The organism is Microvirga thermotolerans (assembly GCF_009363855.1).
Taxonomy (GTDB): Bacteria; Pseudomonadota; Alphaproteobacteria; order Rhizobiales; family Beijerinckiaceae; genus Microvirga; species Microvirga thermotolerans.
Genome location: NZ_CP045423.1, coordinates 512589 through 527632 on the forward strand (window position 1 = coordinate 512589; position 15044 = coordinate 527632).

Annotated in this window: 17 protein-coding genes, 1 tRNA gene and 1 pseudogene; 12 read left to right on the forward strand and 7 right to left on the reverse strand. The window is 65.0% G+C overall.

Annotation, left to right across the window (positions count from 1 at the left end):
* Positions 1 to 21 precede the first annotated feature (21 nt).
* Positions 22 to 339: a DUF1330 domain-containing protein gene (locus tag GDR74_RS02440; RefSeq protein ID WP_152584809.1), complete on the reverse strand. Its 318-nt coding sequence runs from the start codon at positions 337 to 339 to the stop codon at positions 22 to 24.
* A gap of 102 nt (positions 340 to 441) precedes the next feature.
* Complete coding sequence (locus GDR74_RS02445) at positions 442 to 1443, reverse strand: adenylate/guanylate cyclase domain-containing protein (RefSeq protein WP_152584810.1); 1002 nt, start codon at positions 1441 to 1443, stop codon at positions 442 to 444.
* Positions 1444 to 2169: 726 nt separating this feature from the next.
* Here GDR74_RS02445 and GDR74_RS02450 point away from each other — a divergent pair.
* Positions 2170 to 2739 (forward strand): DUF1003 domain-containing protein, encoded by a 570-nt coding sequence (locus GDR74_RS02450; protein ID WP_152584811.1) that lies wholly within the window; start codon positions 2170 to 2172, stop codon positions 2737 to 2739.
* Positions 2740 to 2889: 150 nt separating this feature from the next.
* On the opposite strand, the gene GDR74_RS02455 is transcribed toward GDR74_RS02450, so the two are convergent.
* The 3 genes and pseudogenes from GDR74_RS02455 to GDR74_RS02460 all read right to left on the reverse strand — a co-directional run bounded on the left by GDR74_RS02455 (position 2890) and on the right by GDR74_RS02460 (position 4649).
* Positions 2890 to 4002 (reverse strand): site-specific integrase, encoded by a 1113-nt coding sequence (locus GDR74_RS02455; RefSeq protein WP_152584812.1) that lies wholly within the window; start codon positions 4000 to 4002, stop codon positions 2890 to 2892.
* A 222-nt stretch (positions 4003 to 4224) separates the two neighbouring features.
* Positions 4225 to 4518: pseudogene (locus GDR74_RS18600) on the reverse strand (DUF6538 domain-containing protein); the annotation flags it as partial.
* 55 nt (positions 4519 to 4573) lie between these two features.
* Positions 4574 to 4649 (reverse strand) — tRNA-Ala (locus GDR74_RS02460).
* A gap of 176 nt (positions 4650 to 4825) precedes the next feature.
* On the opposite strand from GDR74_RS02460, the gene GDR74_RS02465 reads away from it, so the two are divergent.
* The 3 genes from GDR74_RS02465 to folD are packed head-to-tail and all read left to right on the forward strand — an operon-like array spanning position 4826 to position 6339.
* Entirely contained in the window at positions 4826 to 5128 is a 303-nt protein-coding gene (locus GDR74_RS02465) for a YggT family protein (protein WP_152584813.1), read from the forward strand.
* A 6-nt stretch (positions 5129 to 5134) separates the two neighbouring features.
* On the forward strand, positions 5135 to 5449 hold the full coding sequence (locus GDR74_RS02470) for a DUF167 family protein (RefSeq protein ID WP_152584814.1): 315 nt from the start codon (positions 5135 to 5137) through the stop codon (positions 5447 to 5449).
* A complete protein-coding gene (gene folD, locus GDR74_RS02475; protein WP_152584815.1) occupies positions 5446 to 6339 on the forward strand; it encodes a bifunctional methylenetetrahydrofolate dehydrogenase/methenyltetrahydrofolate cyclohydrolase FolD in 894 nt (297 codons plus the stop codon). The genes GDR74_RS02470 and folD overlap by 4 nt, the downstream gene beginning before the upstream one ends.
* A gap of 14 nt (positions 6340 to 6353) precedes the next feature.
* On the opposite strand, the gene GDR74_RS02480 is transcribed toward folD, so the two are convergent.
* Both GDR74_RS02480 and GDR74_RS02485 read right to left on the reverse strand, forming a co-directional pair.
* Positions 6354 to 7034, reverse strand: a complete 681-nt coding sequence (locus tag GDR74_RS02480) for a hypothetical protein (RefSeq protein WP_152584816.1) — start codon at positions 7032 to 7034, stop codon at positions 6354 to 6356.
* 260 nt (positions 7035 to 7294) lie between these two features.
* The gene (locus tag GDR74_RS02485) at positions 7295 to 8182 is read right to left on the reverse strand and encodes a LysR family transcriptional regulator (RefSeq protein WP_152584817.1); all 888 of its coding nucleotides are present in this window, start codon (positions 8180 to 8182) and stop codon (positions 7295 to 7297) included.
* A 200-nt stretch (positions 8183 to 8382) separates the two neighbouring features.
* Here GDR74_RS02485 and sdhC point away from each other — a divergent pair, with 200 nt between their 5' ends.
* The 8 genes from sdhC to GDR74_RS02525 all read left to right on the forward strand — a co-directional run bounded on the left by sdhC (position 8383) and on the right by GDR74_RS02525 (position 14945).
* Positions 8383 to 8778 (forward strand): succinate dehydrogenase, cytochrome b556 subunit, encoded by a 396-nt coding sequence (gene sdhC / locus GDR74_RS02490; protein WP_152584818.1) that lies wholly within the window; start codon positions 8383 to 8385, stop codon positions 8776 to 8778.
* 13 nt (positions 8779 to 8791) lie between these two features.
* On the forward strand, positions 8792 to 9208 hold the full coding sequence (gene sdhD / locus GDR74_RS02495; RefSeq protein WP_152584819.1) for a succinate dehydrogenase, hydrophobic membrane anchor protein: 417 nt from the start codon (positions 8792 to 8794) through the stop codon (positions 9206 to 9208).
* 12 nt (positions 9209 to 9220) lie between these two features.
* Positions 9221 to 11035, forward strand: coding sequence for a succinate dehydrogenase flavoprotein subunit (gene sdhA / locus GDR74_RS02500; protein ID WP_152584820.1), 1815 nt, complete (start codon positions 9221 to 9223; stop codon positions 11033 to 11035).
* Positions 11036 to 11205: 170 nt separating this feature from the next.
* Positions 11206 to 11472 carry a hypothetical protein gene (locus GDR74_RS02505; protein WP_152584821.1) on the forward strand — a complete coding sequence of 89 codons (267 nt, stop codon included), beginning with the start codon at positions 11206 to 11208 and terminating at the stop codon, positions 11470 to 11472.
* Positions 11473 to 11523: 51 nt separating this feature from the next.
* Positions 11524 to 12303, forward strand: coding sequence for a succinate dehydrogenase iron-sulfur subunit (locus GDR74_RS02510; protein WP_152584822.1), 780 nt, complete (start codon positions 11524 to 11526; stop codon positions 12301 to 12303).
* Between the two features lie 173 nt (positions 12304 to 12476).
* Entirely contained in the window at positions 12477 to 13064 is a 588-nt protein-coding gene (locus tag GDR74_RS02515) for an AprI/Inh family metalloprotease inhibitor (protein WP_152584823.1), read from the forward strand.
* 85 nt (positions 13065 to 13149) lie between these two features.
* Positions 13150 to 14322 (forward strand): cell division protein ZapE, encoded by a 1173-nt coding sequence (gene zapE / locus GDR74_RS02520; protein WP_425486966.1) that lies wholly within the window; start codon positions 13150 to 13152, stop codon positions 14320 to 14322.
* Positions 14319 to 14945: a TetR/AcrR family transcriptional regulator gene (locus GDR74_RS02525; protein ID WP_152584825.1), complete on the forward strand. Its 627-nt coding sequence runs from the start codon at positions 14319 to 14321 to the stop codon at positions 14943 to 14945. Before zapE ends, GDR74_RS02525 begins: the two co-directional genes overlap by 4 nt.
* Positions 14946 to 15044: the final 99 nt, after the last annotated feature.

The window sequence follows — 15044 nt, forward strand, 5'->3', positions numbered from 1 at the left end:
CCTCCTAAGGCGGCTCTGATCTCACGCTTGAAGTGGCTCGGGCGTAAATGGCGAGCGCTCAACCAGCAGAATCTTGGCAGTCACCCCGACTGACCGTAGACCTTCGAGAATTCTCTGCAACTGCTCCGACGCTACGGCTTTGCGAGCATCCTCCACAGTCTGGAATTCCAGCATGGTGATCGTGTCCGGGCTGGCTCCATCAGTCGTGCGATAGGCCATAAAGGACACCGCACCAGGAATTTGCAGAAGCTGCGCAATCCAGTCCCGGACCCGCTGGTTGTAGTCGTTCCAATGATGCGAGTCGGCCGGGCGGTCATATTGAAACATGACATAGGCCATGGGATACCTCCCTGAGGGCTCGCGCTATCACAGCACACTGGAGCAATCAGTCATAGCGCTCAGAAGAATGCGCCCCGTTTCAGCCGCTTGGTCTAGCGAGAATCAGTCGGAGCGACGATTGCTCTTGAGTTCATTGGCGTTGATCACGCGGGCCAAGAGGTCTTGCAGGGTCTCGCGCTCACGCTCCGACAGGGCAGCCATCACTCGATCCCGCACCGCAAGGATCGCCGGGTATAATCTCGTGTAGAGATCAAGCCCTGCTGAGGTCAGGCTGAGAAGGCGCAACTCGTGTCCGTGTTTCCCGGGTGTCCGACAGACGAACCCTAGAAGCTCAAGGTGCCGAACCATCCTCTGGGCACTTGCGAGGTCAATGCCGATCCGCTCGGCCAGTCGCCCCTCGTTGATGTTCGGCGCATCATGGAGGGAGGCCAAAACCGCAGGCTCGACCAGTGTCAGGCCCTCTGGCTTGGTCACCTCAACCAGCGCGTGGTTCAGGATGGTGTGGAAGCGTTGAGCCAAGTTGAACTCACTGCGGCGGTGGACCGGTGGCAGCGCCCGAGATAGCGGATGATCAGACGGATGGGCCAAATAAGCCCGCATGGGCGCATCGAGGTTTTTTACGAATTGCGTCCCGAGGTCGTCGAAGGCCAGCGGCAGCACCCTGGACACGTAATCATAGGCCGCTCCTGAGAGGCAGACCAATCCAGGCTGTGCCAGCTTCTCCATGCGGGCTGCAATGTTCACCCCATCGCCAAAGATATCACCGTTGCGGACCATGACCTCCCCAACGTGGATGCCGATCCGGAAGGTCACCCGGCGTTCCTCTGGGGTTTCCTCGTTTGCCGCAGCAATCCTTTCCTGAATGCCAACCGCACATTGGACCGCATCAACGACGCTCGGGAATTCGGCGAGAATGCTGTCGCCTGCAGTGTTGGCGGTGCGACCTCCATGTTGGGTGATTTGCCGATCCATGATCTCGCGGCGGGAGTCGAGCAGGGCCAGAGTTCCGGTCTCATCCGCATTCATGAGGCGCACGTAGCCTGCCACGTCAGCGTAGAAGATCGCTGCGAGGCGGCGATGCATGACTGATGCGCGCTTGTTCATCCTCGGGTAACGCCCTTCATGGACCAGCCCAGGCCCATGTCGTGTCGGTAACGCCTCCGCTCTACAGGATAATCGGCCAGTACTGAGTGTCGTTCCTGACAGACAGGCGACACCGGCGAAATTGCAAGACCGGCCTTCCCGATCTGGGTTCTCTCACCAGTGGTAGCGGATCGCCAGCGTGAAAATGGCGAGAATGCCAGCCATCAGGAGGAGTGAAATCAGCGCCTGGGAGAGCATTACATGAACCCTAAGATCACGGCCCCGCAGAACAGGAAGGCCAGAGCCGCAGCAAAGAGCGCTTCGTTCTCGTAAGAAATATAGGACCTAATTCTCTGAATCATGCTGTCCTCCTAAATTTATCGAAGTATACGCGCTTATTCTACCTAAGTATATGACCGTCTCGAAGCGTGAATTATTCGGCGGGATCGGAGAAAAATGGCAAGACACAGACGCAGTCCAAAAGAGGAAAAACGTAGAAAACCGATCACTATGATTTTCCAATCCCCTTGGTTGCCGCGTGGATCGTGTGTATAGCGGTCCAATTCGTAGGCTTGGAAATGAAGCCGCCGCCGTCCGGTGTTTTGAAGAGTGATGCGGGTCTCAGGGTGTAATAGAAACTTTCTTGATCACCTTGGGCTACGCCATGGGCGCGAACGGCAACCCTCCTCCGGTCCCCATGGCTAGAGTAGACTGCACTCTCTGATCAGAGTGACAGAGGAGGCGCTCATGGACAACGAGGTGGCGCAACTCGCCCGGCAGTTGCTGGACAGCGGCGTAACAAGGCTGTCCGAACGCGAGCAGCGGGTCATCCTGCATATCGCCAAGCGGTTGCACATCGCCCGAAACGTGAACAGTGTTCTCGAAGAACAGCAGACCTTGGGCGAACGCCTTGCGGATCGGGTGGCTCAATTCGGCGGCTCCTGGACCTTCATCGCTGTTTTCATGGCGATGCTGATCGTCTGGGTGGCCGTGAACACCGTCGCCTTGACCCGCTTCGGTGGGGGCTTTGATCCCTATCCATTCATCTTCCTCAACCTGATCCTGTCGATGGTCGCCGCGTTCCAGGCCCCTGTGATCCTGATGTCTCAGAACCGGCAGGCCGCCAGGGACAGGTTGGCCGCGAGTCTGGACTACGAAGTCAACCTGAAGGCTGAGGTTGAGATCATGGCGCTGCATGACAAGCTTGATCGCATCCGCGTCGAGCATCTCGAAGGCTTGCTTCAGGATCAGACGCAGCGGGTTGAGGAGCTAGACAAGCTGGTGCGGGCAACCCTCGGGAAGCCGCTCTCAAGTTAATCTGACCAGAAAAAAGACACCCAGAGTACTGAAGAAGGTCGCTAAGAATTGCCCATACGCCAGAGACACCCTCGTTAGCTAAAAAGCAGCGCCAGCAGGCCCCGTCTCCTAGATGAGCGGTATCGCCACCTACCATGGGCCTATCGAATGTCACGGCTGCTCCAAATGGTGCAGATCAAGCCCCGGATAGGAAACTTTAGCTATGGCATCATATAGTGCTGCGATCCTGAAGCCTCGTCCGTAATTTTCAGCCGATGCCGACTCATCATCTGGTCCATCCCCAGCCCAACCTCCAAGTGCGTAGGCTATTTCCTTTTCGACTTTCGCCTCGCGTAAAGCATCGCGGAAGTTGTGCCTGAAACTATGAAAACTGGTACGAGGAGCCTTGGCCCCGGCCTTGGCGAGAAAATTTGCGAACCACTTTGAGAATGTATCTGAGTAGTACCCTGTGCAGGCAACCGAAAGTTCGGGAAATAGCTTCCCAGGTCTCAGCGATCCAAGTCGAGCCACATAATCGAGGAGGCTGATTTCAATCAGCTTTGGATGGATCGGCACGATGCGTTCAGCATTGCCGGTCTTCAGACGCTTATCCGTCGTTCCGCTCTGTCCGTGAGTAGTGATTACGAAGCAGTGGACCCCGTCGATCACACGCACGTCAGTGACATCGAGTTGACATATCTCGTTTAGGCGCATACCTGAGTAGAGACCGATAAGGGGTACCCAAAACCGTCCACGCTTGGGGCGGTTAGGTCCGGGCCGGGCATAACCTGTCTCGTCGTTCTGACACCCTCGGTACAACGGTGTGCCAAAGATGCGTTGCAATTGCCACGGTGCGAAAGGATGGCGCTTGTCCTTCCTCCGCACGGGGTCGATGACTTTTAGGCCCCGTGCCGGATTTCGGTCGATGTATCCCTCGTTCAGCGCCCAGTTCAGTAGGGCTGAGAGCTTTTGGATGTGACCGTTGATAGTCAACGCTCCCATGGGTGTCAGACCTTCGGCTTTTGCTCTTGCCGCTGCTTCCAGACCCGAGAGCCCACGATACCGTTTGACTGCGTTGGGTGGGAGATATCGCAACGTATCGAGTACTTCGCGGCAGACCTCCCGAGTGACCGCCCGAATGGGCGTCTCGGGGCTAATCAGTTCAATGAGGCGACCATAAGCCGACCGATACGCCAGGAGCGTCTTGGTGGAACGAACCACAGAGGGGTCATCTAGGTAGCGGTCGTAGACCTGCTGGATCGAAGGTCCGCTCTGGTCAGCCACTATTGCTATGCTCCTCTTGCCCGAAACGGCCAAGTCCTTTTCTTTGCCTATGACACTCGGCGGATCGGCCTCTGGTTTGCAAGTGATCTCTCCGGGTGCTGCGCACCTGCCCTCGGCAGATGCGGCAGCTTCAGATTTTGGGATTGGCTCCGCCGTTTCAGGGGCGGGCGTAGGGGAGGGGCTCCACACCAGTCCCTGATCTGCGGCTATCCGCCACTTTCGCTCCCACTCTCCCGCAATTGTTCGCGCTCGCCTGATCGCCTCCGAGTATGAGGACGTTCGGAGAGATTGGCTGACAACCGTCTTCCCGATGATCCGCGCAACGGCGGCAGGCACTCTTGCCCGATACTGCCAGACGGTTCCGCGCAACCAGAGCCCGGTCGGGCGCTGTTTTGGACGCCGTCTCGGACGGTCTCGGGACGGTTTGTGCGACGGTGATGTGCGACAGTCGCGGCGGCCATTTTCCGAACGGTTCCAAGCGCTTAGGGCCGCGTCAGCGGCGAGCGTGTACGACACCGTTGTGCGACAGTTTAGGCCGAAAAACGCAAATTGCTCTTGATTTTCAAAGGCTTGGTGGAGCTGAGGGGATTCGAACCCCTGACCTCTGCAGTGCGATTGCAGCGCTCTCCCATCTGAGCTACAGCCCCGGTCCGGTCGGCAGACCAAGCGGGGCGACTTTTAGGCCCGAGCGCTTCGGTCTGTCAATCGGGATCGGCGGGTCCCGGCCATCTAATTTCGGAAGAGCGGGGCCGGGGGATTCGCCGGGTTGTTCCGCCGCGCCGGGGACGCTACATGACGAACGCCCGATCCTGACGAGTTTCCCATGCGATCCCTGGTCGAAGTCATCCTCCTGGCCCTCCAGCTCTATACCTACCTCATCATCGCCTCGGCGATCCTGAGCTGGCTCGTGGCCTTCAACGTGGTCAACACCCGAAACGACGTGGTTCGGGCCATCTGGAACTTCCTCGACGCGGTCACGGAGCCGGCCTTGCGGCCGATCCGGCGGATCCTGCCCAATCTGGGCGGCATCGACATCTCGCCCGTGATCCTGATCCTCCTCATCATCTTCCTGCAGAACCTGCTCGTGCGGGTGATGCAGCAGTACATTCCCCCGACCCTTCTCTAACGCCCCATGCCCGGCCGGACCCGCAGCGACGGAATCGAGATCCGGGTCCGCGCGACGCCCCGGGGCGGGCGGGACGCCGTCGAGGGAATCGAGGCCCTGTCCGACGGGAGCCGGGTGCTGAAGGTCCGGGTCCGGGCGGTTCCCGAGGGAGGGGCGGCCAACGAGGCCGTCCGGCGTCTCCTCGCCGGGGCCTTCGGGGTTCCGGCCTCGGCCGTCGCCCTGACCGCCGGGGGCACCGCCCGGCTGAAGACATTTTTCATCGAGGGCGATGCCGCGGCCCTTGCGGCCCGGCTCGCCGCCATGACGGGACAGGATTCATGAGCGCGACCATCATCGACGGGAAAGCCTACGCCGCCGGCCTGCGGGGCCGGATCGCGGGGGCGGTGGCGGATCTGGGCCGGCAGGGCATCCGGCCCGGCCTCGCCGTCGTCCTCGTGGGGGAGGACCCGGCGAGCCAGATCTACGTCCGCAGCAAGGCCAGGCTCACGGTCGAGGTCGGCATGGCCTCCTTCGAGCACGTGCTCCCGGCGACGGCGAGCGAGGCCGAGCTCCTCGCCCTCGTGGCGAGGCTCAACGCGGATCCGACGGTCGACGGCATCCTCGTGCAGCTGCCCCTGCCCAAGCAGATCGACGCGCAGAAGGTGATCGAGGCCATCGATCCCGCCAAGGACGTGGACGGCTTCCACCCGGTCAATGCCGGACGGCTGATGACCGGCGTGCCCGGCTTCGTCTCCTGCACGCCGCTCGGCTGCCTGCTCCTGATCCAGTCCGTCCGGCGGGACCTCGCAGGGCTCGACGCGGTCGTCATCGGACGCTCCAACATCGTCGGCAAGCCGATGGCGCAGCTCCTCCTCGCCCAGAGCTGCACGGTCACCGTCGCCCATTCCCGGACCCGCGACCTGCCGGAGGTCTGCCGCAGGGCGGACATCCTGGTCGCCGCCGTGGGGCGCCCGGAGATGGTGCGGGGTGGCTGGATCAAGCCCGGCGCCGTCGTCATCGACGTGGGCATCAACCGGGTGCCGGATCCGGCGGCGGGGGAGGGCAGGACCAGGATCGTCGGGGACGTGGCCTACGGGGAGGCCGCCGCGGTGGCGTCCGCCATCACGCCGGTCCCGGGCGGCGTCGGCCCCATGACCATCGCCTGCCTCTTGCGCAACACCCTCGAGGCCGCCTGCCGCCGCCGCGGCGTTCCGATGCCGACGGTCGATTGATCCGGCCGCTCCGGTCAGTTCGTCGCGAAGCAGTAGAACAGGCCCGCGCCGCCGGTGCTCTTCAGGGCGTCCTGGCTGCAGCCGCCCCTGGAGGGATGGGACGCGTTCCAGGACTTCGCCGGCGGCGTGTCGTCCAGGCCCATGCGGTCGTGGTGCCCGAGCATGACGGCGCCCTCCGTTCCGCTCTTCGTCCAGTTGCCGCAGGTCCGGTCCTCGCCCGGCGGGAAGGCCGTGCCGTCCGCCTGGGTCCCGGTGAGCATGTCGTGCGTGTTCGGCGTGTCGCCCCGGCCCTTCACGGTCTCGCCCTTCTCGGTCAGGGCCGTTTCCTTGGTCAGGTTGTTGGCCCCGTGCAGCTCGGCGACGTCCTTGGCGATGACGACGCCCTTGGCGTTCTGCCAGGGGCCTCGGCCGATCCGGTCGCGGGCGTTGATGGCGGGCGTGCCTCCGGCCGCCTGGGTCGAGAGATAGGCGCGCCAGGTCTTTCCGCCGGCGCCGGCGGCCTGCGCGAGGGACTGGCAGTGCCGGTCCGCGCCGTCGAGGCCGCCGAGATCCGCGCCTTTCCCCGACCCGACGCTGGTCACGAAGAACGTCATATCCGCCGCTCCGCCGGCGCTCTGGGCCTGTGCCGGGCCGGCCGGGGCCAGGACGAGAACGGCCATCGAGGCCGCAAGCCAAAGGCTACCTGTTCCGCGCATGCGTTTTCCTCCGCTTCCTCCGGTGACGCCCCGTCGTGCGGGCGATGACGGGAGGCTAGCACGGGCCGGCGGCGGCCGGGCTGAAAACTCCGTGAGGACCGCACCCCGGCGCTCGGGTTTCGGCAGGGCCGGGAGCCCTCCGGCCGCCTGGAGCATCGAGCGCAAAAGTGGGAACCGGTTTTGCGCGAAAAGATGCTCCAGATCAGAAACTTGGAGCATCGAGCGCAAAAGTGGGAACCGGTCTTGCGCGAGAAGAGGCTCTAGGCGCCTTTCCGCAGGTGCTCCACCAGCTGCCGGGCGGAGGGGGCGAGGGCGTCCATGGCGCGGATGCACAGGGTCAGGTCCCGGGCGGCCCAGGAATCCTCGAGCCCGACCACGGCGATGTCCATGGTGCGGGCGGCCCGGCGGGCGGTGGTCTCGGGCACGATGCCGAGGCCGACCCCGGCCTCCACCATGCGGCAGACCGCGTCGAAGCTGCGCAGCTGCACCCTGAGGCGCAGGGGCCGGCCGATCCGGCTCGCCTTGTCGGCGAGGAAGCGCTGGAGGGCGCTCGCCCGGTCGAGGCCGACGAGGTCGAACCCCAGCACCTCCGCGAAGGACACCGTGCGGCTCGCGGCGAGGGGATGGGCGCTCGCCACCACGAGGGCGAAGCGGTCGCTCCGGAAGGGGAAGGTCTGGAGCCGGCCCGTGTCGACGGTCCCGGCCACGATCCCGATGTCGCCCACGCCCTCCGCGATCATCCCGACGATCTCGTCGGACAGGCGCTCCTCCAGGTCGATGGAGACCTGGGGATGCCCGGCGAGGAAGGCGCCGAGCGCCTCGGGGAGAAACTCGGTCAGGGCGTTGGTGTTGGACAGGATCCGGATCTGCCCCGCGAGCCCGCCCATATAGGCGCCGAGGTCCTCCTTGAGCCGGTCCGCCTGGGCGAGCATCGCCCTCGCGTGCTGGAGCAGGGTGCGCCCGGCCGGGGTCGGCACCACCCCCTGCCGGTTGCGCAGGAGAAGCGGCGCGCCGAGGGACTTTTCCATGTTGCGGATGCGGGTGCTGGCGGCGGCGAGGGCCAGGTGGGCGCGCTCCGCCCCGTGGGTGATGCTGCCCGCCTCCACCACATGGCGGAAGAGGCTCAGGTCCGTCAGGTCGAACTGCATGGCTTCCTTCGTCGTTCGCGAAGGCAGATTAGAATAATGACAAATTGCGCAAGAGGCGAGCCTGAAGCAAATTTCGCCGCTGACGAAGTTTGCGCCCTGTCGTCGGTTGTGCGGAAGATGCATTGCGATGCTTCCGCGCTTCAGATACGAACCGTTCCAAATTGAGTGCGGCAAACACGTCGTCGATCAGGAGCGAACGCATGGCTGAGGTGAAGGCGGCCCCCAGGCCCTTGTCCCCGCATCTGCAGATCTACCGTTGGACCTGGACCATGGCCATGTCCATCTTCCACCGCGCCACGGGCGCGGCCCTCTATGTGGGCATCGTCCTCTTCGCGGTGTGGCTCGTGGCGCTGGCCACGGGGCCGCGTGCCTTCGAGGCGGTGCAGTGGTTCTTCGGCTCCCCCCTCGGGATCCTGATCCTGTTCGGCTATACCTGGGTGCTGATGCACCACATGCTCGGCGGCGTCCGCCACCTGGTCTGGGACTTCGGCCACGGCATGGAGCCCGGCACCCGGATCAACATGGCCCGCTTCACCCTCATCGGCTCGGTCGTCCTGACGGTCCTGATCTGGGCCGTCGCCCTGCTGCTGTTCTGACGGAGACGAACCCATGGCCGACAACAGGGCTGACACCCGCGTTTCCATGCGCACCCCGCTTGCCCGCGTGAAGGGCCTCGGCGCCTCCGGGCACGGGGTGGAGCACTGGTGGCTCCACCGGGTCACGGCGGTGTCGAACATCCCGCTCATCATTGCCTTCGTCATCATCGTGGCGGCCCTTGCGGGCAGCGGCTACGAGGAGGCGGTTTCCATCGTCTCGCACCCGCTCGTGGCGATCGTCCTCATCCTCGCGGTCGTCTCCGTGACGAACCACATGCGGATGGGCATGCAGATCATCATCGAGGACTACGTCCACGACAAAGGCCTGAAGATCGCCGCGGTGATCGCCAACAACTTCTACGCCGTGATCGTCGCCGTCGCGTGCCTCTACGCGATCCTGAAGGTCAGCCTCGGCCGGATCCTGATCTAAAGGAGTTCACCCATGGCCCAAGCAACGAACATCAACGGCAAGGCCTACACCATCGTCGACCACACCTTCGACGTGGTGATCGTCGGCGCGGGCGGCGCGGGGCTGCGCGCCACCGTCGGCTGCTCGCAGGCGGGCCTGCGCACCGCCTGCATCACCAAGGTCTTCCCGACCCGCTCGCACACCGTGGCGGCGCAGGGGGGCATCTCCGCCTCCCTCGGCAACATGGGGCCGGACGACTGGCGCTGGCACATGTACGATACCGTCAAGGGGTCGGACTGGCTCGGCGACCAGGACGCCATCGAGTATCTCTGCCGCAACGCGCCCGCGGCCGTCTACGAGCTGGAGCACTGGGGCGTGCCCTTCTCCCGCACGGAGGAAGGCAAGATCTACCAGCGCCCCTTCGGCGGCATGACCACCAACTACGGCAAGGGCACGGCGCAGCGCACCTGCGCCGCCGCCGACCGGACGGGCCATGCCATCCTGCACACCCTCTACGGGCAGGCAGTGAAGAACCAGACGAACTTCTTCATCGAATACTTCGCCCTCGACCTGATGATGAACGACGAGGGCCGCTGCATCGGCGTCGTCGCCCTCAATCAGTCCACCGGCGAGATCCACCGCTTCCGCGCCCACATGACGATCCTCGCCACCGGCGGCTACGGGCGCGCCTATTTCTCGGCCACCTCCGCCCATACCTGCACGGGCGACGGCAACGCGATGGTGCTGCGCGCGGGCCTGCCGCTGCAGGACATGGAATTCGTGCAGTTCCATCCCACCGGCATCTACGGCGCGGGCTGCCTCATCACCGAGGGCGCGCGCGGCGAGGGCGGCTATCTCACCAACTCCGAGGGCGAGCGCTTCATGGAGCGCTACGCGCCCTCCGCCAAGGATCTCGCCTCCCGCGACGTGGTCTCCCGCGCGATGACCATGGAGATCCGCGCCGGCCGCGGCGTGGGCAAGAACAAGGACCACATCTACCTGCACCTGGACCACCTCGACCCGAAGATCCTGCACGAGCGCCTGCCCGGCATCTCGGAGAGCGCCAAGATCTTCGCCGGCGTCGACGTGACGAAGGAGCCGATCCCGGTCCTGCCGACCGTCCACTACAACATGGGCGGCATCCCCACGAACTATCACGGCGAGGTCCTGACCCTGAAGGACGGCAACCCGGACACGGTGGTGCCGGGCCTCATGGCGCTGGGCGAGGCGGCCTGCGTGTCGGTGCACGGGGCGAACCGCCTCGGCTCCAACTCGCTCATCGACCTCGTGGTGTTCGGCCGCGCGGCCGGCCTGCGCTGCGCCGAGATCCTCACCCCCAACGAGAAGCACCCCGACCTGCCCAAGGGCGCGGACGAGCTCGCCCTGTCGCGCCTCGACCGCTTCCGCCACGCCAACGGCTCGACCCCGACGGCGGAGCTGCGCCTCGAGATGCAGAAGACCATGCAGAACAACTGCGCGGTGTTCCGCACCGGCGAGGTCCTCGCGGAAGGCAAGGAGCTCATCCACAAGGTCTGGAACGCAGCCTCCGACATCAAGGTCACCGACCGCTCCCTGATCTGGAACACGGACCTGATCGAGACGCTCGAGTTCGACAACCTGATCGGCCAGGCCGTGGTGACCATGGAGAGCGCCGCCAACCGCACCGAGTCCCGCGGCGCCCACGCCCGCGAGGACTTCCCCGACCGCAACGACAGGGACTGGATGAAGCATACCCTGAGCTGGCTCGACGACACCACCCACAAGGTGACCATCGATTACCGGCCGGTGCACACCTACACCATGTCGAACGAGATCCAGTACATCGAGCCGAAGGCTCGCGTGTATTGATGATCACGCGTGCCCTGGGAGGGAGTTTAGCAGTAATGCTAGGAGCAAACATGTCACTGATGGCTGCTCCTAGCTTCTCTGAGCATAACCTCGCAGGATGCTGGACGAGAGAAGAAAAGAACGAGAGGAGTAGAACCGTCTATATCCTCTGCTTCGGGAAGAGAAATCTTATGAGCAGTACGCAGTACTGGCTTGGACGCTATCCCGAAGGTTTTGCAACAGATGGTCGCTACTCTGTGAGACGCAATGTCCTGACTATGCGTGGTAAGAGAGGAGAGGCTTGGATTGGTGAGGATGTAGAAGTCTGCACCTTTGATATCGAAGCACAATCTGATCGTCTCGTTCTATCAAATTGTTCCGCCAGTGGGATGTATGAGCAGCAATGCCAAACCCCACAGGTCTCGAAAAATTCCGATGTTCTGGAGTGTCCTCAATGAGTTCACAAGTACCAGAAACCAACCAATGCCTCATCTGACGAGACATCTGAGATGGCCCAGTTCACCCTCCCGAAAAACTCCCAGTACACCGAAGGCAAGAAGTGGCCGAAGCCCGCGGGCGGCCGGGTGCAGGAGTTCCGCATCTACCGCTGGAATCCCGACGACGGCGCGAATCCGCGCATCGACACCTACTACGTCGACCGGGACGATTGCGGCCCGATGGTGCTCGACGCCCTGCTGTGGATCAAGAACAAGGTCGATCCGACCCTGACCTTCCGCCGCTCCTGCCGCGAGGGCATCTGCGGCTCCTGCGCCATGAACATCATGGGGCAGAACACGCTCGCCTGCACGCTCGGCATCGACGACTGCCAGTCCGACAGCATCAAGATCTACCCCCTGCCGCACATGCCGGTGCTGAAGGACCTGGTGCCGGACCTCACGAGCTTCTTCGCCCAGCACGCCTCCATCGAGCCCTGGCTCCAGACCCAGACGCCGGAGCCGGAGACCGAATGGCGCCAGACCCCCGAGGAGCGCTCCAAGCTCGACGGGCTCTACGAGTGCATCCTGTGCGCCTGCTGCACCACCTCGTGCCCGAGCTACTGGTGGAACGGCGACCGCTTCCTCGGCCCCGCCGCCCTGCTCCAGGCCTATCGCTGGCTCATCGACAGCCGCGACGAGAGCACGGGCGAGCGGCTCGACAACCTGCACGACCCGTTCCGGCTCTACCGCTGCCACACGATCATGAACTGCGCCAACACCTGCCCCAAGGGCCTCAACCCGGCCAAGGCCATCGCCGAGATCAAGAAGATGATGGTGGCGCGGGTGGTGTGACGCTTGCCTGCAACACCTCGACGAAAAGGCGCCTCGTGCGCCTTTTTTTGTCGGCGGCCGCGCCCTACTCTGCGGACGAGCCTTCGGACCGACCTCAGGCAGGCCGCCCCGGAACGGGCAACGGCCGAATGCAGTGTGTCTCGGGAATACGGCCAAGCATGGTGAGGACCAAGATGAGAAGCTCCCTCTGGATCGTGACGGCGACGGTCGCCGCCGCGCTGTCGCTCGGCGCATGCTCCTCCGCCCGGTTCGGCGGCGCGCCGATCCGCAGCGCCGCCGCCGCTCCCGCGAACCCGCCTCCCGTCGAGGCGGTGCCCTCCGGTCCCGTCACCTCGGCGCCCCTGCCGCCGCTGGAGGGCCAGCCGCTCCCGCCGGTCGCGGGCGCGCCGATGTCGGGCATGCCCGGGGCCGCCGCGCCCGGCACCGAGGTCGCGGGGCTTCCGCCGGCCGCCGCTCCCGCTCCCGCCGCGACCCCGGCGCCCGCGAGCCGCACGGCCATGGTCGGCAACTGGACGGCGACGGTCGCGGGCGGCAGCTGCAAGGTGCAGCTCACCAGCTCGCCCTCCCTCGATCTCTACCGCGCCTCCGCCACCGGATGCCCGAGCCAGGACCTTTCCAGGATCTATGCCTGGGACTACCGGGACGGGGAGGTCTATCTCTACCAGACGGGCGGCGCGGTCGCCGCGCGCCTGCGCGGCTCGCCGGGTTCCCTGAGCGGCGTCCTCGCCAAGTCGGGCGCGCCCATCAGCCTGTCGCGATAGGCCGTTTGCGCTCGCGGCGGGAGAAGGGTATCGGTCTCGCGTGCCCCACGATCGTTCCCTTCCGCCCAAGACCCTGGCCAAGACCCTGGCCAAGACCCTGGCCGCCCGCTACGACGCTCTCGTCCGCTCGGGAGCCATCGAATCCGACCCGGCCCAGGTCCGGCTGGTCGCCCGTCTCGACGCGCTCGCCGGGAGCCTGAGCGGCTTCCGCCTGGCGCGGAAGAACAGCGCCCTCGGGTGGCTCTTCGGCAAGCGCAACCCCGCTCCCCCGAAGGGCCTCTACGTCTGGGGCTCGGTCGGGCGCGGCAAGACCATGCTCATGGACCTGTTCTATGAGGCGCTCCCCGTCCGGCGCAAACGCCGGGTCCATTTCCACGCCTTCATGGCCGACGTGCACGGGCGGATCCACGCCTTCCGCCAGAAGCTGAAGGCCGGGCAGGCGAAGGGCGACGACCCCATCGGCCCCGTGGCGGAGGAGCTGGCCCACGAGGCCTGGGTCCTGTGCTTCGACGAGTTCACGGTGACGGACATCGCGGATGCGATGATCCTCGGGCGTCTGTTCACGGCACTGTTCGCCCACGGGGTGGTGGTGGTCGCCACCTCCAACGTGGAGCCCGACCGGCTCTACGAAGGCGGGCTGAACCGCACGCTCTTCCTGCCGTTCATCGACCTCCTCAAGCAGCGGATGGACATCCTCAAGCTCGAGGCGCGCACCGATTTCCGCCTGGAGAAGCTCGCCGGCAGCCCCGTGTTCTACACGCCCGCGGACGCCGAGGCCCACGCGGCCCTGAGCCGGGCCTTCCGGAGCCTGACCGGACGCAGCCGCGGCGAGCCCGTCACGCTGACCGTGAAGGGCCATCCCGTCGCGATCCCCGAGGCCGCGGGAGGCGTCGCGCGGGCAAGGTTCGCCGATCTCTGCTCCGTCCCCCTCGGGGCGGCCGACTATCTCGCCATCGCCGAGGAGTTCCATACCCTCGTGCTGGAGGACATCCCGCGGATGGACTTCGAGCGCCGCAACGAGGCCAAGCGGTTCATCATGCTGATCGACGCGCTCTACGACGCGCACGTGAAGCTCCTCGCCTCCGCCGAGGCGGAGGCCCACGAGCTCTACCGGGCGGAGACGGGGCGCGAGGCGTTCGAGTTCGACCGGACCGTGTCGCGCCTCATCGAGATGCGCTCCGGGGAATACCTCGCCCTGCCGCACGGGCGCGCCGACTCGGCCGGCTCCGGGCAGTCGACGGGGCTGGTGGAGACATGAAGCGGGCGCGCGGCGGCGCCCTTCGCTCCGCGGAGGCTCCCGCCGACACGCGGCTCCTCGCCATCGCCGCCGACCACCTGCGGCGCCTGGGGCCGCGCCGGATCACCGTGGTCGGAATCGCCGAGGCGGCGGGCATGACCCATGCCAATGTCTACCGCTACTTTCCCTCGAAGGCCGCCCTGATCGATGCGGTGGCCGGGCAATGGCTCCGGTCCCTGGAGACCCTGATCGCCGAGATCGCGGATGCGCCCGATCCCGCCGACGACAAGCTGGAGCGGCTGATCCAGGCCTCCGCGCGGACCCATCGGGAACTGCTCAAGGAGGACCGGCACCTCTTCGACGTCCTCTGCGCCGCGACGGAGACCTCCCGCCCGCTGATCCGGAAGCACAGGGCCCGCATGCGGCAATTGACCGAGCGGGTCCTGGACGAGGGGATCGCCACGGGCAAGTTCGACCCCCGCGACCGGGAGCGCGCCCTCGCCCTCGTCACGGATCTCTCCTACCGGTTCATCAACCCCCTGACCGTCCGTCTCGACGCGGAGGTGCCCCAGGAGGTGCTCGACCAGCGCCTTGCGGCCGTGACGCGGGTCATGCTCCGGGCCCTCTCGTTCGGTATGGTGTAACGCAAGTTACAATTCGGGAAAACTGTAACGACTTATTGCCCGCCCGCCGCTTGCCACTAAGTCACTGAAGAATTGCGCTTTTTGGTCGGCGATGAGAAC